Source organism: Nocardia nepalensis (genome assembly GCF_048910785.1).
Classification (GTDB): Bacteria; Actinomycetota; Actinomycetes; order Mycobacteriales; family Mycobacteriaceae; genus Nocardia; species Nocardia nepalensis.
This window is the reverse complement of the sequence record NZ_JBKBET010000036.1, coordinates 301,696-325,323: the sequence shown is the minus strand read 5'-3', so window position 1 is coordinate 325,323 and position 23,628 is coordinate 301,696. Positions and strand designations below refer to the sequence as shown.

Below are 23,628 nucleotides of genomic sequence, written 5' to 3'. Positions count from 1 at the left end.
TCGCCAGGGACGGTGTCAGGATCGATTAAGCCCGGTGCGGATCGCCGCGACGGTCGCATTGAGCCGGACCTGGTGCGAGCCGCGCCAATAGACCCGCCCGCAGCCTCGACACTGCTGAAACGTGTCGTAATGACGGCGAGTCAGCGGTTGCAGCCGATCCTCGACCTCGGCTTTGCCGACCGCGACGACGGCGCCACCGCAGCGCAGGCAGCGGGTGAGCGGCGCCAGGTGCTCGACCAGGTCGAGCCGCCGGATCACCTCCACGATCTGATCGATCGGCCGGTCCGACCGGACGTATACACCGTGAGTTACATTGCGCCGCTTCAGCAGTCCGCGGTCGCGGGTGAGCAGGATCCGGTGCTGGGCCGCCGACAGTTCGGCGAGTGCGGCATCATCGGCGTCCCACCGGCAGTCCACGTCCAGGCCCATCAGCCGCATCAGTTTGGCGAGGCCGCCGAGATTGACGTCGACGACGAAGCGCGGCTCGCGCAGCGGGTGTGGGCGCACCCGGGTAACCCGGCCGATGTCCAGGGTCTCGAACACGGGATAGGCGGCGATCCGATCGCCCTCGCGCGGACGCTGGTCGAAGGCCACCGGTTGCCCGTTGACCAGCACCAGGTCGACCTCGGTGTGCGGGATGCCGGCCGCCTCGATGACGTCCTTCACGGTCTGGTGCGGACGGAACGATCGGCGCAGCACCGTATATCGCTCGTCGGGCCGCAGGAAGTCGTTCAGCTCGGCGTAGACCCGCATGTCGACGCTCATTCGACGAATACCGCCATCGAGGCCGTGAATCCGTGCAGCGCGTTGCGGCCCGCGATGGGGCCGATCTCGCCCGCGGCGAAGAAGCCCGCCAGCGGAATGCCATGGAGCAAGTCCTCGATTGTCGCGGCGTCGTGGTTCGCGACCCCGAACATCCGCCGACCGCGTCCGTTGCAGGTGAACAGCAACGCACCGGCCGGGCGTCCGGGCAGGTCCGAATCCATGTGTACGAGGGCCGCCCGCAGATCGTGGTCCGCCCCGACCGCATCACGGACCTGGAACTGCACGGTCGTGCCCACCTCGACGATCTCGCCGATCTCGATCGCGCCGCTCGACGGGTCGGCGCCGAGCAGCCCCCGAATCAGGAAATCGCCCTGCCCGGGCGCTGCCAGATGCTCGTCGACCACGATGCCGATCTGCAGCCCGTGCGTCACCAGTTCCTGCTGATCGGGTGGCAGCACCTCGACGATGTCGCGCAACCGCTCGATCGGCGGTCGCCCGCCCAATTCGGTGATCACCGCGCCACGCGCGCCGGTGACGATGTACGGGTACCCGATCGGTCGGCAGCCCTGCGACACGATGGGGACACCGTGCAGGCCGGGAAGTCGCGCGCCGACGGCGCCGGAGGTCACCACATCGTGGTCGTGGAACAGCCGGCAGCCGCCGGGCCCGCCCGCGCCGCTCACCAGCCCGCCCATCACGGTGGTGCCGGGCAGATCGGCGTTCAGGTGCTCGAGCAGCACGTCGGCGGGGAACGAGTAGGGGTCCGGCAGCAGCAGATGGAAGTCGCGGGCGGCCTTGTCGAATCGGTAGCCCGCCAGTAGCCCTCCGGTCGCCGTGCGGACGAAGTCGAGTTGGAAGGTCTCGGCGGCGGCGGGCAACCCGGAGGCCAGCCAGACTGCCACCGCGGGCTCGTCCTCGATCTCGCGGTCGCCGGCCACGATCGCCTGCGCCACACATCCCACAAGTGCGGGCACCCGGACCGTTTGGTGGACTCCGGCGAGTACGGCCGCGGCCGCATCGGTGTGTGCCCGTGACGCCAGCAGCACAGCGAGCGATGGCGGCTCGCCCGCGATCTGGTCGCGTGCGTTCGCTGCGGCTTCCACGCCTGCCTGCCGCGCTCCTGGCGCGGTGGAGAGTCCGACTCCGATCCGCACCCTTCCATCGTAGCGAACCCTGCGGGAACGGGGTTGTTGTTGTCGCACAACGTATTTCGGCCGAAGCGGGCCAAGTCACGCAGTTGCGGTCCTGACGGCGTCGGTGTGGTGGTGGCCGTGCGTTCGACGGTGGCACCCCGGTGCCGTGGTTGTCGTTCAGAGATAGGGGCCGATTTGGTCGACGGCCTCGAGTGGGTGACTGGCCTGGATGGGGTGGCCGAGGGCCTGCAGTTTCCAGGCGCCGTCTTCGCGATGGAGCTTGGCGACGAGCATGCCGGTGTGTGCGCCGCCGCTGCGGAGGTTGGCGCGGGTGAGTTCGGCGTTGGTGGTGCCATCGACCAAGCGCCAGAAGGCGTTTCGGACCCGTTCGAAGGTGTGCCCGGCGTAGGAGGTGATGACGAATACCACCGCGGTCACATGCACGGGCAGTCGGGTCAGATCGACGGCGATGGTCTCGTCGTCGCCCTCACCCTCACCGGTCAGGTTGTCACCGGAGTGGCGGATGGCGCCGTCGCGGGTGCTGAGCTGACCGTGGTAGGAGGCGTCGACGAGGTCGCGGTCGGCGAATACCAGCGCCGAGGCGTCGAGGTCGATCTCGATGGCACGGCTGCCCCATCTGCCGTGGACCCGGACCGGGTCCCAGCCCAGCGCCATTTTCACATACGCCAGTTCGTCGCCGCCGTGCTTGACCAGCGCCACCTCCTGACCGTCTCCCAGCCTCGGTCCCAACGGCGGTGCGGGCGGATTCGGCGCCGCCGATGGCGGCTGTTGTTGGGCAGTGGCGCCGACGGTGACGCCGTGGGCGGATAGCAGCGCGGCGAACCCGCTGCCGTAGCCGTGGCCGAGGGCGCGGGCCTGCCAGCCCGCCGGGGTGCGATCCAGGTCCAGTGCGATCGCCGTCGTTTCGCTGGTCAATCCCTCGATCGTGTACTCGTACAACGGCTGTGCGTGGGGGTCGGTGACGGTGATGTGTGGGGGTGAATGCCGGTCGAAGCGGGTGGTTTGGTCGTCGAGGGTGACGACGATGCGGATGTGGACGACACCCGGCGCGATCGCGCGCAGATTGATGGCCAGGGCGGCTTGTCCGGGGATCAGCTGCAGGCCGGGACCGGTGGGCTGGTTGTAGAAGATGAGGTCGGTGTCGGCGTGCACCCGGCCCTGGGGGTCCAGCAGCAACGCGGCCAGGTCGATGCGAGCGGTGTGCAGCACCGACACGGTGATGTCGTCGGTGCCGACCAGACCGGTCTGTCCCTGGGTCAGCAGTGCCGCCACTTGCCCCACTCTACGGTGATGATCATCGCATGATCGGAAATACGGCTCTGACCAGGGCGTCGAGGCCCCGATCGATGGTCCATCGGCCGGAGCCATCGACGCCGCACCCGCAACGCCCGACCAAGGTCGGACATCGACCCGCAGTCGGATGCATGCCCGGTGCCAGTGGCCGGGAACTTCCACTCGGCACAGTTGTGTCAGAGCTCGCCGTACACCTTCGCGGTCTCGGTGCGGTCTCGGTGCGGGCGGTCTCGGAGCTGGTTCGGACCGGTCGCCGGCGCACTGGCATCGAGATCGAAATCCGCGCCCGTCGCGGCCGGTGCATCTGAGCCGAGCCCGACCACGATCGGGGTCGGGTTCGCTAGCTGCTTCGAAAGCGATTCATCCGCGTGGCACTACTAGAGGCGCCGATATCGACACTGCCCCAGTCGAGTTCATCCGCGATTCGAGTGACGCGCCGCTGCAACGCGAGCAACTCGACCAGCTCGCGATTGATCGAAAATCCGTACCGGCCAACGACATCCACGGCCTCGGCGTGTGCGGCGAGCATCGCTTCCCGTAACCGAGCCGACACCGCGGCTCCCGCCGAGTATCGCGACCCGGGCGGTGGTCCCCCCTCGCCGTCCGTCACGCACCGAACATTACCGGAACCCGGCAGGCCGCTCGGATCGTGTTGTGGGCCATGCCCTCTCGATGACCGCGTGCCCGGGTGGAAGCCGGTGCTCTACAACTGAACACAGGGAGCCGGGCCGGTCGGATCATGCCCATCACCAGCCGAAGCCTGGACACCTGGGCGCGCATGGCCCGGGACGATACGAGCGTCGCGGTTCCGGCCGACGGCACTCACGTCGGCCGGAACCCGACAGCTTTTACACCAGGTCAGGCCACTTCGCGGGTGAGCTTGGACGACCATGGACACCAGAAGCAGCCCGGCAGGAATGCGCCGCAGGCCTCGTCGAGATAGTCCTCGGTGTAGGTGATGCTCGCATCGCAGACCTCGATGGCGACGGTGAAGAACGAGATCGTGTCGGGGTCGAGGTGGAAGCTCCACCCCGGGTTGTAGTCGGCGGGAATTTTCCTGATCCTGCCCATGACGTGGGTCGACATCTGTTCCTCGCCGGACAAAATTCGGCGCGCCTCTTCGATTCGTTGCTCGTTTGTCAGCCGGATGATGAATTCTTTGCCGGAGTAATCCGTGAATGCGAAGTCCGCCATGATATTCCCCTTCGTCGAGTGTTTCGATGGGTCGCGGATAGTGCATTGTTGCCATTCGATGGTATCGGCCGTCCGACCAGGCCGTTGGTCATTCGTCAACGATATCGATCGGCTTGCCCGCATAATTTGACAACTGGTCTGTATCGGACCGTGTAAGTGGCGGCGAGTATGTGAAATTATTGGTGAGTCCCGGCGGGGACCCCGTCATGGTCGGGTGATTGCAGCCGTACCACCTTTTTCGCGGACATGATCAGCTCCCGAGTGGCCATGGCGCCACGCGCGACCGGAGCCGCGATACGACCGTCCGCGCTGATCAGCACGGACGAAGGTGTGCCGCGGACGCGGTATCGCAGGGCCGCCTCGTTGCCCTGCTGTACCAGGACCGGGATATCGCCCAGCTCCTGTTCTCGGCCCCAGACCGCGTGTTCGGCGGCATCGCCGTTGCCGACGACCACGATCGACAGTGTGTCCTTGGTCCGCATCTGCCAGCGCGGCAGTTCCCTAGCGAGCGCCGCACACATCTCACAGCCGGGATGGACGAATACCAGCAGCACGTTCTTACCCTGTGCCAGCACAGATTCCAGACTGGTCCGTTCCCCGGCGATGTCGAGCAACTGGAACTCCGGCGCTACCGCACCCACCTGCAGGCCCTCCGCGCCGAGCGTCGAAAGCGCCTGTGCATCCAGCCGTCTGCGCAAAATGCCGACGGCACCGAACAGCCACACGAGCATTGCCACCAGCACAGCCATCACCACCAGGCCCACCGCGTTGTCGGCAGGCAGGTCGGCGGGCACCCGCGAATGCTGCAATGCACCCCAGCCGACGACCACCGCCAGCACCATCAACAATCCATTGCGCACCACAGTCCTGGCACCGATCGGCGTGGCACTCAATGCACCGAAACATGAGCAGGCAGGCCGCTTCCCGCGGACGAGCAGTCGCACGATCGCCACCGTGAACGCCGTGAGCAACAGAAATGCGATCAGCGCTGCCCACGCGGCAGTCCACGGCAGCAGCGCCCCCACGGCGACCACCGCCTCTACCGCCGGCAGTGCCCATGCCACTGCGGGCACCCACCGAACCGGCACACCGAAATCGGCGACCGCCGTCCTGGTCCCGACCCGATCCGCCAACTTCCCGCACGCCGACAGGCCGAAGACCACGCCGACCAACAGCCGCGAAACCCACACCCCGTATTCGATCAGCATGACCGCACCATTTCATACGCCTCGGCCGTATGAAAAATAATTGACCGGAACAGCTTTCGTTTCGATCCGACCAAAAAGACCGAAATCCCGGTTTCCTGCGACGACGCCGTCGTGAACTCGCGCTTTCCGCGCAGTGGCTGGGCCGATGGATTGATCAGCGACGAAACAACCTACCCACGCGCGGTTGATCGCACTGGCGGCCGCATCGAGTCGATGGCGACGAATCAGGACCTGGCACCGGGCCTCGAGCAAGCCGTTCGCGCATTCAGTCGTCACATCGTGATCGACAACTGACCCGATGGACGCGCGAAATCCGCAGGCAGCGGCGCTTCCGGCGCTGTTCGCGCCGGTCGGGCGGTCCTATACTGACCCCGACAGCCTGTTCCATCTCGATCAGAACATCAGCCGAGCCGATGACCGAACTCATCTCGCGCGCGCAAGGCGTCCGGTTCGACGAGCTCGCGCTGGCGACGCGCAATCACGGCATGCAACTGGAAGGCATGCGGTACGACATCACGCCCGTCGGCATGCACTATTTGCTGATTCATTTCGATATCCCGGAGATCGACGCAGCGACGTGGCGATTGCGGGTTACCGGAAAAGTCGAGCGCGAACTGGAGCTATCGCTCGACAACATCAGATCGCGACCGGCGACGACGATTCCGGTCACCCTCGAATGCGCGGGTAACGGACGCACCGGGATGGACCCGCGCAACGTCAGCCAACCGTGGGGGCTAGAGGCGATCAGTACGGCGGCGTGGACGGGCACCGCACTGTGCGGGATTCTCGATGATTGCGGAATCCGGGACGAGGCGGTCGAGGTTGTATTCACCGGGGCCGATCGCGGATTCGAGGACAATGTGGAGCACAACTATCAACGCTCCCTGAGCATCGGCGAATGCCGAAGACCCGAAATTCTGCTCGCCTACGAAATGAACGGTGCGCCGCTCCAGCCGCAGCACGGCTTTCCACTGCGACTGCTCGTCCCCGGGTGGTACGGCATGGCGAGCGTCAAATGGCTGCGGCATATCGAAGTCGTCGACCGGGCTTTCACCGGGTTCCAACAGGCGGCGGCCTATCGCTACCAACACGATGCCGACGATCCGGGGCTACCGGTGTCGCGAATCAGGGTGCGTGCGTTGATGGTTCCGCCCGGCATTCCCGATTTCCCGAGTCGGCGACGCACGGTCGACGCCGGCGCCGTCTTACTGCGCGGCCGCGCGTGGTGCGGAACCTCGCGCGTGATCCGGGTGGAAGTCGGCGTCGACGGCGTCTGGCAGGACGCCCGATTGGATAGCCGACTCGCCGAATTCGCCTGGCACAGCTGGAGTTACGCCTGGGATGCGCGACCGGGCGAATACCGACTGAGTTGCCGCGCCACCGACGCGGACGGGAATGTGCAACCGGCCGAGCAATTCTGGAACCGCCAGGGCATGGGGAACAACCTGATTCAGGAGGTTCCGGTCACCGTCCGCTGATCGGTGAACCAGCGCCGAATCCGCGTGGCGGCGAATTCGGCCTTCTCGGTCGCTAGTTCGGTCGAGGGGCCGATGAACGGTGCGACCGGCTTCGGTCCGGAAAGGAAGTCGGCGTCGACCTTGCCGACGAGGCCGTCCCCGAATTCGATATAGCAGGACCCCTGGCCGAGATACTTTCCGGGCGCGGGTGTTCCGTGCAGCTGCGCGGCAATGTGCGCTGCGACCGTGCGGGCGGCATTCTCGGCGAATACACCGGCGCGTGGCACCGGCGCGTCCGCGCAGTCGCCGATGGCGTAGACGCCCGGATACGGGGTGGCGAGGGTCTGCGGGTCGACGTGGATCCAGCCGTCGGCGCCGCCGACGGTCAGCCCGGATGCCTCGACCACGGGCGGGACACAGTGGGTCGGGATGCCGATGAACAGGTCGTAGCCGAGGTCACCGGCGCCGGTGGTCGCGACATGGTTCGCCGGGTCGAGCGCGCGGACCCGCCGCCCGGGAGAGTAGTCGATCCCACGCCGCGCGAGCGCCTCGACAAGTGCGGCAGAAGTGTCCGCGGAGACAGGGATCGGTGAATCCATCGGGCTGAGCACGTGAATGCGGGTGCGGTCGCGGATGCCACGCCGGGTCAGCAGCTCGTGCAGCAGCATCGCGCCCTCGTACGGGGCGGGCGGACACTTGAACGGCACGCTCAACACCGAGATGAGAACGGTTCCACCGTCGAAACCGGCCAGCCGATCGCGCAGTCGGCAAGCTCCCTGGATCGAGTAATACTCGTGACCATCCGCGACGAACCCCGGGGTAGCGGCGGGGTCGTATTCGGCGCCCAGAGCGACAACCAGAAAGTCCGGGTCGTAGCTGGCGCTGTCGGTGACGACGTGGCGGGTCTGCGGGTCGATCGATGTGACCTGCTCCTGGCGGAACTCGACTCCGGGACGGACGAGGTCGCGGTAGCTGACGCGCACGGATTCCGGGGTCCGGTCGCGAAACAGGATTTCCAGTTTGGAGAAACCGAACGTGAACCCGTCATTGCGGTCGGCGAGTATTACCCGAATCTCGCCGGGCATTGACTCGGACAGACAGGCGGCCAGTTCCAGCCCACCGAACCCGGCTCCCAGGATCAGCACCGTCGGCGTTAGTCCGTTCTTCGCGGGGATGGACATCGCTCACTCCTCCACGGCCTCGATCGCTCGACGCCGGATTATCGGTTGTGTTGCCGCACAAATACTTTCGCGTTGGAGATGGTGCGGCCCGCTCGGCCGACACGGAGATCGCCGCGACCGAGCGGACGTGCTGGGGTGCATCACGGGTCAATGCGACGCCGGCAGCTTCATATCCATGCCATAGCGGGCGGCCACCGTGACCATCCGGTTCATGAACTCTTCCGAGGGCGGCCCCTGCGGCGTGGGCGGCAGGCCCGGGCCCTCGGCGCGGTCGCCGAGTTCCAGGAAGAACTTGTCGATACCGCCGGGCGTGTAGGCGACGAGCAGCCGCAGGTCCGAGGTCGGCTCGAAATTCTCCACCGTGCCGGCCGGGATGTGCAGGAACGAGCCGGGTCCGGCCTCGACGACCTCGTCGCCGATATTGAACCGTGCCGTTCCGTCCAGAACGTAGACCGACTCGCCACCCGGATGGGTATGCGGCGGCGGTCCGAACCCGGCGGGCATCGCCATCTCCATCACGGTCACTTGCCCGTCGCTGTCGGCGCCGGACACCTTCACGGTGTAGCGACCGCCCAGCATCCACACCGCATCGCCTGCGCCTGCTGGCCGTACCACCTGTTCCGCGGTCATATCTCGGGTCCTGCCTTCCTGATCTGGTCCGCTCACCGTGAGCGGGCTCTGTCGCGGCGCGATCGCGCCGTTGCGCCCCCTGTTCCCTGGCCGCAGTCGTTGATCGGCAAGGGGTTCTCGCAGCTTCGAATCGGGATCGGGATACCGCGCGTGGCGGCGCGTTTGCGGTGCATCGATGCTCGAGAAGTCGCCGTGCGTCCGGTTCGAGAGGCCGCTGAAACGCGACGACAATGCCGTAGCGGTGGAACGAGCCATGACCGGTTCCTTCTCGACCGTGTTGTCGGCGAGGCTCCCCGATAGTCCGTCGTTCACGAGCGTATTGATTGCGTATCCATTGTGCCCGCCCCGGTGGCCGGATGGAACCACGATTTCACCCGCGCGCATACTTGCAGCAATCGCTGTGGCACCGTTTCGCCGGTCTCGTAACCAGATCCACCGAGTGCGCGGAGGTGACAACATGGGTGTGCTCGATCGCCGAACAGTTATGGTCGGCGCCCTGACCGCGACAACAGCGGTGATGGCGAGTTGCGGGGGCGATCAGCAATCGGAGCAAGTCCCTACGACGCAAGCGCCGCCGCAGACCGCCAAGGCCGCCTTCGACAGGCTGATGGCGGGCAATCGGCGCTGGATCGACGGCAACCTGGACCACCCCGACCGGGATCCGGATCGACGCGAGCTGCTGGCTCGCAATCAACAGCCGTATGGCGTCGTACTGTCGTGTATCGACTCGCGCGTCCCGCCGGAGCTGGTGTTCGACACCGGGCTCGGCGATCTGTACGTGATGCGCACCGGTGGCCTCGCGGTGGGTCCCGTCGTGATCGGTTCCGTCGAATACGGCCCGATGACCAGCGCCACCCCGTTGATCATGGTCCTCGGGCACCAGCGCTGCGGTGCAGTCGCCGCGGCATACAAGGCTCTGCATGAGGGCACCCCGCTGCCGGGCAATCTGCAGTCGATCGTGGAGGCATTGCGCCCGGCATACGAGCGGATGGAGTCGCCGGGCAACGACCCGGTCGAGACGATGACCCATATCCAGATCGAGTTGACCGCACAAGATCTACGGCGCAACAACGACCTCGCGCCGATGGTGGAGCGTGGCGCTGTTTCCGTCGTCGGCGCCTACTACAACCTCGACACCGGCCGAGTCGAAGTGCTCGGCGGAGCCCCGGGGTGAGAGCCGCTTGCACATGATCGGCCGGGCGAGTACTCCGGATACCAGGAGGTGTTCCCATGTCGCCCTCCGCATCCGATCCCTTGACGCGGACAGAAGAGGTCATCGTGTCGTCGGAGTCCATCCGGCTGACCGGGATACTCGCCGTCCCGCAGAACTCCACCGGTCTGGTCGTCTTCGCGCACGGCAGCGGTAGTGGTCGGCACAGTCCGCGCAATCGGCTGGTCGCCGGTGTACTGAATCGAGCGGGACTCGCGACGATGCTCGTCGACCTGCTGAGCGCGTCCGAGGAGGGTGACCGTGCGCGGGTTTTCGATATCGAGCTGCTCGCCGAACGTCTCGTCGCGGTGACCCACGGGGTGCGCACGCGGTCGATGCTGACTGGTCTTCCGACCGGATATTTCGGGGCGAGTACCGGTGCCGGCGCCGCGCTGTGGGCGGCCACCGAACCCGGCGCCGAGATCGCGGCCATCGTCTCCCGTGGCGGCCGCCCCGACCTGGCCGGTCCGCGGCTGGCGCACGTTCGCGCGCCGACGCTGCTGATCGTCGGCGGTGACGACCGGCAGGTGCTGGAGCTCAATCGCGAGGCCCAGCTGCAGATGCCGTGTCCGAGCGAGATCGATGTCGTCCCCGGCGCGACGCATCTGTTCGAGGAGCCCGGTGCGCTCGAGCAGGTGGCGGAACTGGCCCGCGACTGGTTCCGCCGCCATCTCAGCGTCGTGCGGTCTTGAACACCACCGGCAGGTCGTCGGGCCGCGATGCGACCCGGGTGCCGAAGTCGCGACTGATGTGCTCGATCGTCTCGCACAGCCATCGAGATTCGCCGTGCGCGGCCGATTCCAGGCGCATGTGCCGGATCCGCAGCGGAATCATTCGCGTCTCCATCGCGCCGGGATCCATTGACACCAGATACAGCAGGCGAAGATCCGGGCGGTACCGCTCATAGCCGCGGATGCCCTCGTAATCGTCGATGACGTCACCGCATCCGTACAGAATCGGTTTGCCCCGGTAGATCTCGATCGGCCGCGGGTGGTGTGCGGAATGTCCGTGCACGAGATCGATTCCGGCATCGATCAACCGATGCGCGAACTGCTTCTCGCTGCGCTGCACCCCATAGCCCCAGTTGGGGCCCCAGTGGACCGAGACGATCGCGATATCGTCATCGCGCTTGTGCGCCAACACTTCTGCCGCCACCTCGTCGGCGGCGCGAATATTCGGCGTATCGCCGATCCACCACAGCCCCGGCCGGTCGCGGCGCGCCGCCCAATGGTGCGGAACCCCGCTCGAGCCCGCACCGACCGAGACGATCACCACTCGTCGTCCGTCATCGAGTTCCGATATCGCCGGGGCCCGGGCCTCGTCGAAGTCCGCCCCCGCCCCGGTGCGCTGGATCCCCGCGGTATCGAGTGTTTCCACGGTGTCGGCCAGCCCTCGAACACCGAAATCGAGAATGTGATTATTGGCCAGCGCACAGACGACCGGCGCGATTGCGGTCAACACCGGCACATTGTCCGGGTTCATGCGGTAGTGAATGCCCTTGGCGGGCGCGAAGGCGCCATCGGCGGTAATCGAGGTTTCCAGGTTGATCAGTCGCACCTGCGGGGCGAGTCGAGCCAGAAGCGGCAGGACCTCACCCCATGGGTGGCCGAAATCCACGGGACGGGCAAATGCGCCGTGCATATGCTCCGCCAGCTCCACATACGTCCGCGCATCCTCGACACACCGTTCGAGCAGCGTCGGATCAGCGGGGTGCGGAAGAATCTGGTCCACCCCGCGGCCCAGCATGACGTCGCCGCCCAGCAGCACCGTCGCCATACCGCCATTGTCGATCATTTCCGTCACATCGTTCAATGCGCGAGGCTGGCGAGCACATGTTCGCCAGCTAATTGCCAAAAGCCGCGTCGCACGCCTGGCGCACGACGATCGCCGATGTCCATCGAACGCATCAGAGCCGTCCATCCGTGCTCAGAGAAACTGGAGCCCAGAAAGATGGCCGCGTTCCAGTAGGGCAGGCGAGTTGCTGTCGGGATGCTATGGGCGGATCCCTGCTCGTGACGGCACGAGGCATGGTTGTTTGCGCACCGGGTACCCGACGGCACATCCAACCGTTAGGGAGGTCTCGACATGACAACTCGGCTTACTCGTTTTGCTGTATCCGTGGCTGCGGCCGGAGCGGCCGTGGTCGCGGCGGCAGGGCAGGCAGCGGCGGACCAGGCCAGTGTGTCGATCAACGGCGATATGCAAGTGATGGGTATGAGCATCCTGCACGTCGATGCGCAGGGGCAGGGGGATGGTCCGGCGACCGGCACCTATGTCGCCACCGGCAAGTTCGGGAATATGCCGCTGCCGGTGAAGTTCACCGGTCCGGTCACCTGTCTGAGGGTCAACGGCAACACAGTATCGCTGGTCTACCCGATCACTAACTCCGAACCGGTGATGGTGTTCGCACCCGACGCGATGGCAATCCAGATCACCGTCAAGAAGGGCGAGGACGGTGGGCCGAATATGATCGGCTACGGCATGCCCATGCCGACGAGCACGTTCCAGGACTGCGACCCGGGCCCGACCCCGATGGTGTTCAACGGGACGATCGATATCAGCTAACCCTTCCCAGAGTTGGCAATGCGGCGTGTCGCCTGACGCGACCATGATGTGCCGCTGGTACCGCCCGTCGTCGGGAGGCGCGGCGACCAATACTCGGTAGGTGTAGGTCGACTGCCGGGTTCATCAAGCGCCGACATGCGTGTCGCGGCCGGCGCCCACGCCGACGGCCGCTTGGACGATGGTCACGGCGGCAAGGGTGATCAACGCTGGTTCCCACCGTGCGGTGCGGGAGTGCAGTAGGCCGAGGACTAGGGGACCGACCGCTGCCAGTGTGAACCCGACCGTTTGTGCCATTCCCGCCAATGCTGCTGCTTGCGGCGCATCCTGGGCTCGCTCGGTCTGGAATGTCATCGCGAGAACCAGGCAGATTCCCGCCCCTGGGCCGAGCAGCGCAATCGAGACCAGCGCGAACTGTGGCGCGCAGGCCAGCAGCGCGAAACCCAGCGCATCGAGCACCGACGCTATGACCGCGAGGCACCGGTAGCCGCCGAGCCGTCGCGATAGTTGTGGCAGCGCGTTGATGGCGACCAAGCCGAGAATCTGGAAGAAGAACAGATATATGCCCGCCGCCGATGGTGAGATCCCGTGGTCGTGCATGACGCTCGGCAGCCATGCGAGTGTTGCGTAGAAGCCCAGCGACTGTAGACCCATGAACACACTGACCTGCCAGGCGAGCGGCGACCGCCACGGCGTCGGAGCCCGATCGGTGGCGACCGGCGCCATCACCATCCGCCGTTCCGTCGCCGACCACACCAACAGCGCCGCGATCGCCAGCACCGCCCAACCGGCCAGCGCGGTGCGCCAGCCGCCCGGCAGGTGTTCGGCCATCGGCGCCGCAATCCCCGAGGACACCGCGGCCGCCAAGGACATCGCGGTGACGTAGCCGCCGGTCACCACGCCGACGCGGCCTTCGGGCACCACACCGCGCACCATGGCCGGCAACAGGACATTGCCGAAACCGAGGGCGGCCGCGAGGATCGCGGTACCGACGAACAGAAAGATCACGCCGGGTGTCGACCGGATCAGCACGCCGACGATCAGTACCGCGAGCGCAATTCGCACGACGAGCGCCGGTCCTCGGCGAATCGTATGGACAACCATGGTCGAGACGGCGGCGAACATCAGCAGTGGCAGCGCGACGAGCAGTCCCGCCGACGCACTCGACAGCCCCGTGTCCTGTTCGATGGCGGGCAGTAGCGGGCCGACACCGGTGAGTGCGGCCCGCAGGTTCGCGCCGACGAGCACGATCCCGATCACCGGCCCGGTGAACCGGCCGAGGGCCGTTGGGTCGCGATCGGTGCGGGAACCGGTCATCGCATTAGCGCCGTAGGACCGGAAAAGTCATTCGCCGAAGTAACTTGTCCCGCAATAGCATTGCGTGGAACAGCACCGCGCAGATATGTGCGACGAACGCTGCGAGCAGGACGTAGGCCAGGACGCTGTGCAGGGTCCGCAGTGTCGCGTACACGCCCGCGTCGGTGGGCGCAATGGCTGGAATGCGGAAGCCGCCGACGATCTGGATCGGGATCCCGGAGGCCGACACCAGGCACCAGCCGACGATCGGCTGCACCAGAAACAGCGTGTACATGAGGATTTCGGATCCGGTGGCGACGAACCGTTCGGGCCGACTGAGGGTGTCGATCTGCGGTGGCGGTTTATGCAGCACCCGATTGCCGATCCGAATGACAGCGAGGACCAGAATCGCCAGTCCGACGGATTTGTGAATGTGCAGCAGCAGGCTGTAGTCGCCGAGATAACCGACCATCGCGGCGCCCACGAAGATCATCACCACGATCAGGACCGCCATCAGCCAGTGCAGGATTCGTGCCGTGGTCCCGAAGCGCGTGGCATCGAGGCTCTCGGTGCGCAGCGTCATCGGGCACCCTCCACGCGGATCGCACCCGCCGGTCTCGGCTCACCGGCACGTCGGCGGTAGGACTCGGCGTAGGCCGCCGAGCGAGCCTGTAGCAGGGGGTCGTCGGATGGCGCGATGCCCTTGGGCAGCACGAGCGGATCGAAGTTCACATCCTGGACGTTGTCGGCCGTCTCGGTGCGCACTTCATCGATGACGACGGTGCCCACCACGACCTGTCTGCGGTCGTTCGGCCACGGTTTTGTCGCGTCATGGGTCTGGTCCTCGCCCGGAATCCCCACGACCACAACGAGTTTCCAGCGCACCGGAGCGGCCTTGATATCGCTGATGAGTCCGTCGAACAGTGCATTGTCACCCTGCCCCGCGGACGCGGTCCGGTCGCTGTGCTCGGGCCGCAGTTGCCAGCGCACCGGCACGGTGTGGCCGTCGTGGTTGGTGAATTCGAAGGCGTTCAGTCCGAAGAATGCCGAAGTGGTGAAATCGGGTGCGGGCTTTCCCGCGCCGATGATATCCAGCGCCGCGGCGGTCTCGGGATGGGTTGCGATGTGCTGTTTCATCCGGTCCGGGTCGGGCTTGCCGGTTGCGGGGTCGGCGGCGAATGCTTGTGTGCGGGTGTAGAAGTCCTCCGGGGTGGCGTCGAGGAAGACCGGGATATTGATCATCGCCATTCGCCATTGCTCGCCGCCGGGCAGGAACAGTTGCAGCCCCAACCCGCGTGGGGCGGTGGGGTCGTCGGGCATGTGCGGGTTGCCGCCGCCGAGGGAGAACCGTCCGGCCAATCGGTAGCGGCCCGTTCGGAACACCGATGCCTTCGACAACTCCTCGCCGTTGCCATTGGATTCGAAATACCCGGCGACCGCAACGCCTTTGGCGTGGTTGCGCCGCCAGCCCGGGAAGCTGCCACCGGCCGTCGCTTGCAGCCGGTCGACCAGTCCGCGGGCGGTCAATCGCCAAGGCCCGATGGTGTTTTCGGTATACAGGAACCCGCCGATCCCGGCGACGCCGACCGCCGCGATGACGGCGCCGCCGAGCAGTGTGCGGCGGTTCAACTGCAAACTCGGCTTGGCATCGGTCATGGCTCTACCTCTTCCGATCGCGTGTGCGGGAGCCGACTGTCGATCGGCCTCGGGAAAGCGGCGCGATTGCGCTCGGACGGTGGGTTCACGGTGGCCCCATCGCCTGCTGTTGTTCGATCACCGCAGCGTCGACACCGGGTTTCTCGGCCAACAGCATGTCGATCGGCGGGGCGGATGCCGATGCGATTCGAATATCGATGATGTACGGATCGCCGTTCTCGACGACCTCGAGTCCGCGCTCGATGGCTGCGCGAAGCTTCTTGCCCTCGGTGACGACCTCGCCGTCGATACCGAATGTCTCGGCGATCCTCGCGAAGTCCTGGTTCGGTTGGCCCAGGCGCAGGTACCAGGCGTCGTGTGTTGGCTGCCAGCCATAGATCTGTTCGATCGCGGCCAGACCAGTCATGAGCGTTTTGTACTCGTGGTTGTTCATCACCAGGTAGAGCACCGGCAGGTCGAACTTCCGGGCCGTCCACCACGCGTTGGTGTGGAAAAGTGCCGAGCCGTCGCCGACGATATTCACCACCAGCCGCTCCTTGCCGATTGCCAGCGCGATACCGAGCGAAGCGGGCAGGGAGAACCCGAGGGCGCCGCCGGAGGTGCAGAAGTAGGCGTCGGGGGAGTCGTACTGGATTGCCTTCTGCACGACCGGAAGGATGGCGAAATCCTCGTTGATGACGGTCAGTGGTTTCGTGAGCGTCTTCTGTACTTCGGCGAGAACCATGGGCACTTGATAGTCGGGTATCGTCGCGGCCTGTTCGGGCGCCGAGTCGAGGGCCGCCGCTGTCGCGAATGCGTCGGTGCGGCGTGCGTCCAGCGCCAGAATCGCCCGGTTGCGTTGCGCGGCGGCGGTTTCGTCGTGGCTGTCGTGCTCGGCAATGGCATCGATGATCAGCGGCAACGTCCGCTTGATGTCCCCGAGCACACCGACGTCCGCATAGGAGTTCTTGCCGATTTCCCACGAATCGTTGTGCAGCACAACCTGTTTGAGGTGTGCCGGCAGGATCGGTCCTTTCTGCCACTGGAAGACCAGGATCTGGGCCTGCGAATTCACCCCGATCTGGAATATGGTGTCGAAGTCCCCCAACTGCATGTGCACACCGTCTTGGGTGGGCACCAATTCGCCCTGCCAATGCGGGAGGTCGTTCGGATAGTTCATCCGGCTGGCCTGGTTCTCGGAATACACCGCGGCGCCGAGTAGATGGGACAGGCGCTCGATTTCCGGCCACGCGTCGGCCTCGCCGACACCGTCGCCGACGAGTATCACCGGCTTCTCCGCTCGCGCGAGTTGATCGGCGGCGGCGGCGATCCCGTCCGGATCACCGGTGACGGCGTGCGCGATTCGCGTCACCCGGCCCGGCTCCTGCATCGTCGGCGATTCGAGTAGGAAGTTCCACGGAATCGAGATGAAAACCGGCCGGAACGGCGGTGTCAGCAATTGCTTGAATGCTCGCTGCATGACGATCGGGATCTCGTCGACGCTGCGGATCTCATGTGCCCATTTCGCGTACTGACCCGCGGTACGCACCAGATCCGATGCCAGGATCGGCTCCTGGATCAGTAGATCACTGTGCTGTTGGCCGCAGAAGACGATGAGCGGAATATTCGATCGGTACGCATTGAACAAATTACCGATAATGTTCGCGGTACCCGGGGTGATGTGCACGACGGCGGCACCCGGCCGACCAGACATTCTGGCGTATCCCATGGCCGCGCCGAGGGCAATGTTCTCGTGTAGGCACGGCACATACGACACACCGTTCTCCGGGATGGTCGTGCCATCGATCAGCGGAATCTCATGGGTACCCGGCACGCCGAACGCGTATTCGATACCGGCGTCGCGGAGATAGTCGAAAATAATATCGCGTCCGAGCCTGGTGGTCGGTGGATGCATAGCCCCTTCTCTGATGTTGTTGGTCCTGCGATTTCCGGCCTAGCGACCGGTCCAGTTCGGCGTCCTTTTTTCCACGAACGCACGCGGCCCCTCCTGCGAATCGGCCGAATTCATCCGGACGGTCTCCCAGTGGTATTTCCCGGCGAACGCTTCCGGCAGCGGCGTGGTGAACGCGGCGGCGGCGGCCTCCTTGATGGCCCGCACCGACAATGGGGCGCAGGCGAGGATGTCGGCGATCCAGCGGTCGGCGCAGGCGTCCAACTCGGCCGCCGGCACCACCTCGTTGACCAGGCCGAGCTCGGCAGCGCGGGCGGCCGACATGCGCCGGCCCGTCAGCAGGTGGCCCATCGCCACCCGATACGGTGCCTGCCGGGGCAATCGGAAGACCCCGCCCGCCCCGGGAATCAGCCCCAATCTGGCTTCGGTGAGCCCGAATTCGGCATCGCTGGACGCGACGACGATGTCGCAGGCCAGCGCCAACTCGAATCCGCCGCCCAACGCGTAACCCGATACCTTCGCGATCAGTGGTTTGGCGAAGGAGAACCGCTCGGTAATGCGCGGGTAGCCGGGCATGCCCGCGCTGCCGAAACTCGAGCGTGCGGTGCCGTTGTCGATCCGCGCGGCCAGCTCCTTTAGATCCTGACCGACCGAAAAGGCCCGCCCGCCCTTACCGGCCAGCACCGCCAGCCAGATGTCGTCGTCGGCCTCGATGTCGTCCCAGACCCGCGCTAGTTCGTCGTGCATCCGCAGATTCATCGCGTTGAGCACCTCGGGCCGATCGAGTTCGACGGTGGCGACATGCCCGTCCTTGCGGTAGTCGACGGTGGTCAATTCCAGATCGGTCATCGACCGGCTCCCGCGTGGAATCGGCTCACCTTGGCCAGCACATCGTCACCGTAGAAACGCGCGGCCTGATGGAGCGCGAATTCGGCCAGGTAGGCCCGGAAGACGTCCTGCGGCTCCTGCGCGCAGACCAGCATGTGTTTGTTGGCGACGACGGCGGGGGAGGCGAGTCGCATTGCGGCGCTGAGGATCTCGTGATCCATCTCGGCGGGCTCGACCACGGTGTCGATGAGGTAGCGCGCGTCCGGTTCGGTCGCGTACACCTTGCGGCCCCAGAGGATCACATCGCGGGACATCCGGAAGTTCGACGCCCGGCCGAGCCGCAGGTTGCCCGCCCCCGGCACGATGCCCTCCTGGGCCGCCGGAAGGCTGAAATAGCTGTCGGCGCAGGCGATTACCCGATCGAAGACCAGCAACAGCTGTGCCCCACCGCCGATCGCGAAGGTATCGACGGCCGCGATCCACGGTTTCGTCCGCGGCTGTATCGGCCAGGCCTCGGCATCGGTGCTCAGTCCCCGGAGAATCTTTGCGATGTACCCGGCTTCGCGGCCGAGGATGAAGTCGATGAACGAAATCTTCCCCTCGTGCAGGTGCGCGAGATTGATTCCCGCGCTGAACACTCGCTTGTTCCGATAGCGCGGGTGGTCCATGACGCCGCCGCGCACGATGCCCACCCGTGATCGAGGGTCCGACAGCACCAGATCGACCGCGGTCTCCATATCGGCGACATGCTGATTGTCCTCGGCATTGAGGCAATAGCCATTGGTTATGGTGACGGTTGCGACGTCGCCGGACCGGGTAACCGTCACGGCGGGCAGTGTGACCGACCCGGTGGTCTCGAACTCCGGGAGCAGTGTCAGCGCACGTTGGGTCGGTGCACGCATCACATCCAGCAGATGATTGCCCGCGATCGGGTGCGCGAAGACCGCATGGAAGAAGATCCCCTGGTCGATCTCCCAGCCTTCTTTTCCGGCTTGCGGCACGTCGGCTTCGGCGGCGAGCTGGTCGTGGTCGGGCAGGAGCCCGGGGAACAGCTCCGCCGCGGCATCGGCGAGTTCGGCCAGCCGCAGCGACCGGTGGAGGTCGTCGGTCGCGGCCCGATAGACCGCATCTACGTGCGCGCGCAGAAAGTTGTGACGCAGCGTGCGCAGCGCCCGATGCACCTGTGCCGCCCGGACGATCTCCGCGTCGTCACGCTGCTGGACCGGGCCGAGGGATCGCAGCGTCGCGCCGTATTCGGTTGCTGCCCGCTGTAATTCGGCACGGTCGCGCCGCAGGTCGCCGGTCGTGCTCGGCCCGATCACTGATGTCACGACGCGGTCCGCCCGCGACGCAGCGTCCGATCCGACGCGGCCAGGTGCGCGCCGAGCGCATCCTCGAAACGGGTGGTTCCGGCATCGAGCAGCAGGCGGCGGCGGATGGCGACCTCGGATCCGGCGACCGACCCGAACAATGCCAGTCCGGCATTGATCGCCGCGGTCTCGGCCTCGGCTCCGTCGGCGATGACGGTGTCGATCAAACCCAGATCGCGGGCCCGCTCAGCCGAAAGCGAGCGCCCCTGAACCGTGAGCTGCCTGGCCGGGCCGACGCCGGCTTGGGCGACGAGCCGATGCAGACCCATGGCGGGCCACACTCCGGACTCGGTCGCGGCGAACGCGAAGACGGAGCCGGATCGCAGGACGCGATAGTCGGCTACCAGCAGCAGTTCGGCGGCCGGGCCGTAGGCGTCGCCGCTCACGACGGCGACGATCGGCGCCGGCACCTGTTCGAGTCGGCGCAGCGCGGTCTCCCACTTGCCGACATCCCCGACGGCCACATCGCCCGGCCACGCGAAGGACCGATCGCGCTGTGCCCCACTGATATACAGCACAACGCCATGTGGGCGATCGGACGAAGCGTCTTCGGCGCGGCGCGCGAGCGCGGTCACCGATTCCACGAGATCGGCCGACAACGGCTTGTCCGCGGAAATCACCGCGGCTATGACATGAATATCGACGCCATCGGATTCGGCGCCGGCCGGATCGATGGCTCTGCTAGCGGTCATCATTTGTCCCCATATGGTCGAATGCGGTGGCGAATCAGAACTGGAGCAGTGCGGTTTCGATCTGCGAGCCGGGCCCCATCGTCATGAAGACGCCGTAGTCGCCTGGTCGCACGGTGTTCTCGGCCAGCAGCCGCTGGTAGGAGAACAGGAATGACCCGCTCGACAGATTTCCGTAGTCGCGCATGACGCTGACCGTGTGCCGCAAGTCGTGGCCGGTCAGCCCGAGGTTGATCTTCACCGCATCGATCACCTTCTTGCCGCCGGAATGCACGATCCACTGCGCGATGTCTTTGCGCCGCAGACCGTTATCGCTCAGCAACTGATCGACCACGACTTCCACATGCGCGCCGACCTCGTAGGGGACCTCCCGGTCCAGGTAGAAGCTGAACTTGCCCGCGTCCTCGTCCCAGTCGTAGCGCATGGCGTCGAGTGCCTGGGTGATCATGAAGCTGCGCTGCGCCAGCAATGTCGGCGTCGGTGCGTCGGGAAATTCCGGCGCGCCCGATTCGGCGTCGAATCCGCTGACGAGGGCCAGCGCCGCGGCGCCGTCACCGAAGAGACTGTTGACCACTGCGGTTCGCATAGTCCCGTCGAAAACGTATGCCGCAGAGCATGATTCCGAGCAGGCCAGCACGGCCAGCTCGCCCGGATGCGCGGCAGACCAGTTCGCCGCGGCCGTCAAGCCGTTCAGCCCGGCATTGCAGCCCATGCCGACGACGTCCAATCGTGCGGTGTGCGGGGACAGGCCCAGTTCGTTGATCAGCAGAGCGCTGAAGCCGGGGGTCAGGAAACCGGTGGTCGTCACCGCCACGAGGTAGCCGATATCGCGCAGGTCGCGGCCGAGATCGTGCAGGCATGACCGGATCGCCTCGGCGCCGGTACGGACGCCGTGCTCGCGATGTTTTGCCAGTAATTCGCCCTGGGTCTCGACTCGAAAGCCGCCCTGCTCGTCACGCGGCGGCAGCGTGAGGAAACGCCGTTCGATTCCGCCGTTCAGGAACACCCCGCGAATCTTGGGATCCTCGATTCCCAGCAGGTCGATGAGCTCACGCTGCTCGTATCGATCAGGGGGATTGGCGGTAGCCACGCCGAGCAATCTCGGCATGGACAGTTCGTACTCCGTCGCTCGTAATTCCGGTTCCGAGCTCGCGATGAGCGGCTGCCCAAGTATCGACATGTTCACATCCAGTCTGTAACGATTGCGATATGCGCACAATGACACGCAGAATCAGCCCGACGATGGTGTCGCTGATGATCTGAAATATTGCAGTTTTCGCCGCGCCCGTTTGCGGCGTAGGGCATACTCGTAAATGCCCGTCATGCAATGCTGGTAATTATTTCTACCCCCGTAGATCAGCCAACGGTTTGCGCATCGTCGAGCGCTTTTCTTGGTCCAACCGAGGCCCGGCCCCCGATAGACTGGACAGTACCGGGCGGTCGCGTGCAGCGGCAACCCCCATATTCGGGGGCTGTTGGTCAGCATGCGTTATGGCGGATGGAAAACCACAGGTCAACCGGATATGTTTCGCGCCGGTTAATCTGGCAGCAAACGATCCGTACACGTACTGATTGCATCGTGGTAACTCGTACGTACGCGTACTAGATGTTGTCTGGTCGGCTTCGCGGCAGTGCCACGTCGGTGCCCGTGGTCTAATTTGCCGATGGGAAACCCGCAGTCGGCAGCGCTGCAGCCGCATGAGTTCGCGACTACCCCTGGTCACCTCGTCCGCCTGCTGTACCAACGGCACAATGCGATCTGGAGCAGGACCGTCGGCGAGTCCATCACTCCGATCCAGTTCGCCATACTCAACGTCATCTACGTCGACGGGCCGTCAGTGCAGAAGGAGGTCGCCCAGCGGGTGGGCGCGGACACCTCGACCATGACCCAGGCGGTCGGCTCGCTGGAGCGCAAGAACCTGATCAACAGAACGATCAATCCGGCCGACAAGCGCGAGCGGCGAATCGCTCTCACTCGCAGCGGACGGCGCGAATACGCCCAGCTGTTGCCGAAAGCCGATGCGGTGCAAGAGATCCTGTTCTCGGTGCTGGCCCCGGAGGACCATTCGCTCGCGCTGGCGGTCCTACAGGACCTCAGCAACGTCGCGGCACCGGCGGTAGACGAACGGCCGTGACAGAGTGGCGGTATGGAGTTCACTCTGCTCGGTGTCGGGGCGATGAACTCGCCCCGGTACCGACCCGCCGGGTTGCGACTTCGCTCGTCTGGACATCGGATCATGTTCGACGGTGGCCCCGGCGCGGAACCCAGCGGTCGTATCGACGCTTGGCTGGTCACCGACGACCATGCCGAGCTCATCGGCCGGATACGCCGTCTTGCGCGAGCCTGTGCCGTCGAGCCCGCAGTCGGCCGCTATACCGATCGGACACTGCGGGTCGATCCGTGCCCGGTGGCACACACCAGCCATCCCACCTATGGATATCTCATCTCTACCGGCGAGCGTCGGGTGGTGTGGGCGCCCGAGTTCTGGCAGTTTCCGCCGTGGGCGGCCGGCGCGGACCTGATGTTCGCCGACGCCGCTGGCTGGGACCGCCCGATTCGATTCATACACAACGTCGGCGGGCACGCAGCGGTCCGTGACACCGCCCGCATCGCCCGCGAAAACGGTGTCCGACGATTGGTGTTCGCTCACATCGGGCGCCCGTCGATCCGCGCCATGGATCGCGGTGCCGTCCCGGACTTCGGCGAGTGGGGTGTCGAAGGCCGAACCTACCGGCTCGGTTGATTTCGACCGGCAACTCGGCTCGGGTATGCGGACATGGTCATGCGGCGTCGCGATGTGGACGTTCCAGTGTGTTCCGCGCGCGTTCCAGTACTTGTCGCGGCTCGAAATGGTCGGCCTGCCACGAGTCGGTGCCGATGCCCACCTTGCCCCGCCAGGCCCGCACGATCTTGGCGTGCACCGGCCATCGCACGAATCGGCGCATGTCCTGTTCCGATTCCCACACCGTGATGGATCCGCCGCGCCGCTCAGTGGGCCGGCCCCAGAGCCACAGACCCACCGCGCCCTGCATGACCGGCCAGGTGTTCCCCAGCTCGAGCCCGATCTCGTAGATGGTGCGGACTTCCTCCTCGGACCGGGCCAGGAAGTCGGTCACGCTGACGAACACACGCCCGGAAACATCCTGGCGCGGACCGGGTTTCCACGGCATGAGCACGATGCCGTCCGCGAAGGGCTGTTCAGGAATCTCAATAGTACGCATGTGCATACGGTACGCACATGCA

The 23,628-nt window shown here is 65.7% G+C and carries 23 protein-coding genes and 1 pseudogene; 6 read left to right on the top strand and 18 right to left on the bottom strand.

Annotated features, from left to right (window positions below; translation table 11 throughout):
- Positions 1 to 15 precede the first annotated feature (15 nt).
- The 6 genes from ACHQ4I_RS31275 to ACHQ4I_RS31250 all read right to left on the bottom strand — a co-directional run bounded on the left by ACHQ4I_RS31275 (position 16) and on the right by ACHQ4I_RS31250 (position 5,614).
- Positions 16 to 765, bottom strand: coding sequence for a Mut7-C RNAse domain-containing protein (locus tag ACHQ4I_RS31275; RefSeq protein ID WP_420775472.1), 750 nt, complete (start codon positions 763 to 765; stop codon positions 16 to 18).
- Positions 762 to 1,919, bottom strand: a complete 1,158-nt coding sequence (locus ACHQ4I_RS31270) for an FIST signal transduction protein (protein ID WP_420775471.1) — start codon at positions 1,917 to 1,919, stop codon at positions 762 to 764. Before ACHQ4I_RS31270 ends, ACHQ4I_RS31275 begins: the two co-directional genes overlap by 4 nt.
- A gap of 156 nt (positions 1,920 to 2,075) precedes the next feature.
- Entirely contained in the window at positions 2,076 to 3,191 is a 1,116-nt protein-coding gene (locus tag ACHQ4I_RS31265) for a TerD family protein (protein WP_420775470.1), read from the bottom strand.
- A gap of 361 nt (positions 3,192 to 3,552) precedes the next feature.
- Positions 3,553 to 3,822, bottom strand: coding sequence for a hypothetical protein (locus ACHQ4I_RS31260; RefSeq protein ID WP_420775469.1), 270 nt, complete (start codon positions 3,820 to 3,822; stop codon positions 3,553 to 3,555).
- Between the two features lie 248 nt (positions 3,823 to 4,070).
- Positions 4,071 to 4,406 (bottom strand): BP74-related protein, encoded by a 336-nt coding sequence (locus ACHQ4I_RS31255; protein WP_420775468.1) that lies wholly within the window; start codon positions 4,404 to 4,406, stop codon positions 4,071 to 4,073.
- 176 nt (positions 4,407 to 4,582) lie between these two features.
- The gene (locus ACHQ4I_RS31250) at positions 4,583 to 5,614 is read right to left on the bottom strand and encodes a peroxiredoxin family protein (protein ID WP_420775467.1); all 1,032 of its coding nucleotides are present in this window, start codon (positions 5,612 to 5,614) and stop codon (positions 4,583 to 4,585) included.
- Between the two features lie 413 nt (positions 5,615 to 6,027).
- Here ACHQ4I_RS31250 and ACHQ4I_RS31245 point away from each other — a divergent pair, with 413 nt between their 5' ends.
- A complete protein-coding gene (locus tag ACHQ4I_RS31245) occupies positions 6,028 to 7,092 on the top strand; it encodes a sulfite oxidase (protein WP_420775466.1) in 1,065 nt (354 codons plus the stop codon).
- Here the strand turns inward: ACHQ4I_RS31245 and ACHQ4I_RS31240 are convergent.
- A complete protein-coding gene (locus ACHQ4I_RS31240) occupies positions 7,065 to 8,252 on the bottom strand; it encodes an NAD(P)/FAD-dependent oxidoreductase (RefSeq protein ID WP_420775465.1) in 1,188 nt (395 codons plus the stop codon). The two genes, ACHQ4I_RS31245 and ACHQ4I_RS31240, sit on opposite strands and share 28 nt — an antisense overlap.
- 147 nt (positions 8,253 to 8,399) lie before the next feature.
- Entirely contained in the window at positions 8,400 to 8,882 is a 483-nt protein-coding gene (locus ACHQ4I_RS31235; RefSeq protein ID WP_420775464.1) for a cupin domain-containing protein, read from the bottom strand.
- A 457-nt stretch (positions 8,883 to 9,339) separates the two neighbouring features.
- On the opposite strand from ACHQ4I_RS31235, the gene ACHQ4I_RS31230 reads away from it, so the two are divergent.
- Entirely contained in the window at positions 9,340 to 10,056 is a 717-nt protein-coding gene (locus tag ACHQ4I_RS31230) for a carbonic anhydrase (protein WP_420775463.1), read from the top strand.
- 74 nt (positions 10,057 to 10,130) lie between these two features.
- Positions 10,131 to 10,784, top strand: a pseudogene (locus ACHQ4I_RS31225) (dienelactone hydrolase family protein); the annotation flags it as partial.
- Here the strand turns inward: ACHQ4I_RS31225 and ACHQ4I_RS31220 are convergent.
- Complete coding sequence (locus ACHQ4I_RS31220; protein ID WP_420775546.1) at positions 10,765 to 11,886, bottom strand: CapA family protein; 1,122 nt, start codon at positions 11,884 to 11,886, stop codon at positions 10,765 to 10,767. The pseudogene ACHQ4I_RS31225 and the gene ACHQ4I_RS31220 overlap by 20 nt on opposite strands.
- A 324-nt stretch (positions 11,887 to 12,210) precedes the next feature.
- On the opposite strand from ACHQ4I_RS31220, the gene ACHQ4I_RS31215 reads away from it, so the two are divergent.
- Positions 12,211 to 12,657, top strand: coding sequence for a hypothetical protein (locus tag ACHQ4I_RS31215; protein WP_420775462.1), 447 nt, complete (start codon positions 12,211 to 12,213; stop codon positions 12,655 to 12,657).
- A gap of 123 nt (positions 12,658 to 12,780) precedes the next feature.
- Here ACHQ4I_RS31215 and ACHQ4I_RS31210 read toward each other — a convergent pair whose 3' ends face one another.
- From ACHQ4I_RS31210 to dpgA, 8 genes are all read right to left on the bottom strand, one after another.
- On the bottom strand, positions 12,781 to 13,971 hold the full coding sequence (locus tag ACHQ4I_RS31210; protein WP_420775461.1) for a CynX/NimT family MFS transporter: 1,191 nt from the start codon (positions 13,969 to 13,971) through the stop codon (positions 12,781 to 12,783).
- A gap of 4 nt (positions 13,972 to 13,975) precedes the next feature.
- Positions 13,976 to 14,533 carry a cytochrome b gene (locus ACHQ4I_RS31205; protein WP_420775460.1) on the bottom strand — a complete coding sequence of 186 codons (558 nt, stop codon included), beginning with the start codon at positions 14,531 to 14,533 and terminating at the stop codon, positions 13,976 to 13,978.
- Positions 14,530 to 15,606 carry a catalase family peroxidase gene (locus ACHQ4I_RS31200; RefSeq protein ID WP_420775459.1) on the bottom strand — a complete coding sequence of 359 codons (1,077 nt, stop codon included), beginning with the start codon at positions 15,604 to 15,606 and terminating at the stop codon, positions 14,530 to 14,532. The genes ACHQ4I_RS31205 and ACHQ4I_RS31200 overlap by 4 nt, the downstream gene beginning before the upstream one ends.
- A gap of 85 nt (positions 15,607 to 15,691) precedes the next feature.
- Positions 15,692 to 17,500: a thiamine pyrophosphate-binding protein gene (locus tag ACHQ4I_RS31195; protein ID WP_420775458.1), complete on the bottom strand. Its 1,809-nt coding sequence runs from the start codon at positions 17,498 to 17,500 to the stop codon at positions 15,692 to 15,694.
- 39 nt (positions 17,501 to 17,539) lie between these two features.
- Positions 17,540 to 18,346: an enoyl-CoA-hydratase DpgD gene (dpgD, locus tag ACHQ4I_RS31190; RefSeq protein WP_420775457.1), complete on the bottom strand. Its 807-nt coding sequence runs from the start codon at positions 18,344 to 18,346 to the stop codon at positions 17,540 to 17,542.
- Positions 18,343 to 19,656, bottom strand: a complete 1,314-nt coding sequence (gene dpgC / locus ACHQ4I_RS31185; RefSeq protein WP_420775456.1) for a (3,5-dihydroxyphenyl)acetyl-CoA 1,2-dioxygenase DpgC — start codon at positions 19,654 to 19,656, stop codon at positions 18,343 to 18,345. Before dpgC ends, dpgD begins: the two co-directional genes overlap by 4 nt.
- Positions 19,653 to 20,387 (bottom strand): enoyl-CoA-hydratase DpgB, encoded by a 735-nt coding sequence (gene dpgB, locus ACHQ4I_RS31180; protein ID WP_420775455.1) that lies wholly within the window; start codon positions 20,385 to 20,387, stop codon positions 19,653 to 19,655. Before dpgB ends, dpgC begins: the two co-directional genes overlap by 4 nt.
- Positions 20,388 to 20,421: 34 nt before the next feature.
- Positions 20,422 to 21,564: a 3,5-dihydroxyphenylacetyl-CoA synthase DpgA gene (gene dpgA, locus ACHQ4I_RS31175; protein ID WP_420775454.1), complete on the bottom strand. Its 1,143-nt coding sequence runs from the start codon at positions 21,562 to 21,564 to the stop codon at positions 20,422 to 20,424.
- Positions 21,565 to 22,048: 484 nt separating this feature from the next.
- Between dpgA and ACHQ4I_RS31170 the strand changes: the two genes are divergently transcribed.
- Positions 22,049 to 22,519, top strand: coding sequence for a MarR family winged helix-turn-helix transcriptional regulator (locus ACHQ4I_RS31170; protein ID WP_420775453.1), 471 nt, complete (start codon positions 22,049 to 22,051; stop codon positions 22,517 to 22,519).
- Positions 22,520 to 22,531: 12 nt separating this feature from the next.
- On the top strand, positions 22,532 to 23,128 hold the full coding sequence (locus ACHQ4I_RS31165) for an MBL fold metallo-hydrolase (protein WP_420775452.1): 597 nt from the start codon (positions 22,532 to 22,534) through the stop codon (positions 23,126 to 23,128).
- 37 nt (positions 23,129 to 23,165) lie between these two features.
- Here the strand turns inward: ACHQ4I_RS31165 and ACHQ4I_RS31160 are convergent, their stop codons facing one another.
- Entirely contained in the window at positions 23,166 to 23,606 is a 441-nt protein-coding gene (locus ACHQ4I_RS31160) for a hypothetical protein (RefSeq protein ID WP_420775451.1), read from the bottom strand.
- Between the last annotated feature and the right edge of the window lie 22 nt (positions 23,607 to 23,628).

Coding starts and splice junctions, on each gene's coding strand:
- ACHQ4I_RS31275 (WP_420775472.1), bottom strand. CDS start 765: ATGAGCGTCGACATGCGGGTCTACGCCGAGCTGAACGACTTCCTGCGG.
- ACHQ4I_RS31255 (WP_420775468.1), bottom strand. CDS start 4,406: ATGGCGGACTTCGCATTCACGGATTACTCCGGCAAAGAATTCATCATC.
- ACHQ4I_RS31250 (WP_420775467.1), bottom strand. CDS start 5,614: ATGCTGATCGAATACGGGGTGTGGGTTTCGCGGCTGTTGGTCGGCGTG.
- ACHQ4I_RS31245 (WP_420775466.1), top strand. CDS start 6,028: ATGACCGAACTCATCTCGCGCGCGCAAGGCGTCCGGTTCGACGAGCTC.
- ACHQ4I_RS31240 (WP_420775465.1), bottom strand. CDS start 8,252: ATGTCCATCCCCGCGAAGAACGGACTAACGCCGACGGTGCTGATCCTG.
- ACHQ4I_RS31235 (WP_420775464.1), bottom strand. CDS start 8,882: ATGACCGCGGAACAGGTGGTACGGCCAGCAGGCGCAGGCGATGCGGTG.
- ACHQ4I_RS31230 (WP_420775463.1), top strand. CDS start 9,340: ATGGGTGTGCTCGATCGCCGAACAGTTATGGTCGGCGCCCTGACCGCG.
- ACHQ4I_RS31220 (WP_420775546.1), bottom strand. CDS start 11,886: ATGATCGACAATGGCGGTATGGCGACGGTGCTGCTGGGCGGCGACGTC.
- ACHQ4I_RS31210 (WP_420775461.1), bottom strand. CDS start 13,971: ATGACCGGTTCCCGCACCGATCGCGACCCAACGGCCCTCGGCCGGTTC.
- ACHQ4I_RS31205 (WP_420775460.1), bottom strand. CDS start 14,533: ATGACGCTGCGCACCGAGAGCCTCGATGCCACGCGCTTCGGGACCACG.
- ACHQ4I_RS31200 (WP_420775459.1), bottom strand. CDS start 15,606: ATGACCGATGCCAAGCCGAGTTTGCAGTTGAACCGCCGCACACTGCTC.
- ACHQ4I_RS31195 (WP_420775458.1), bottom strand. CDS start 17,500: ATGCATCCACCGACCACCAGGCTCGGACGCGATATTATTTTCGACTAT.
- dpgD (WP_420775457.1), bottom strand. CDS start 18,346: ATGACCGATCTGGAATTGACCACCGTCGACTACCGCAAGGACGGGCAT.
- dpgB (WP_420775455.1), bottom strand. CDS start 20,387: ATGACCGCTAGCAGAGCCATCGATCCGGCCGGCGCCGAATCCGATGGC.
- dpgA (WP_420775454.1), bottom strand. CDS start 21,564: ATGTCGATACTTGGGCAGCCGCTCATCGCGAGCTCGGAACCGGAATTA.
- ACHQ4I_RS31170 (WP_420775453.1), top strand. CDS start 22,049: ATGGGAAACCCGCAGTCGGCAGCGCTGCAGCCGCATGAGTTCGCGACT.
- ACHQ4I_RS31165 (WP_420775452.1), top strand. CDS start 22,532: ATGGAGTTCACTCTGCTCGGTGTCGGGGCGATGAACTCGCCCCGGTAC.
- ACHQ4I_RS31160 (WP_420775451.1), bottom strand. CDS start 23,606: ATGCGTACTATTGAGATTCCTGAACAGCCCTTCGCGGACGGCATCGTG.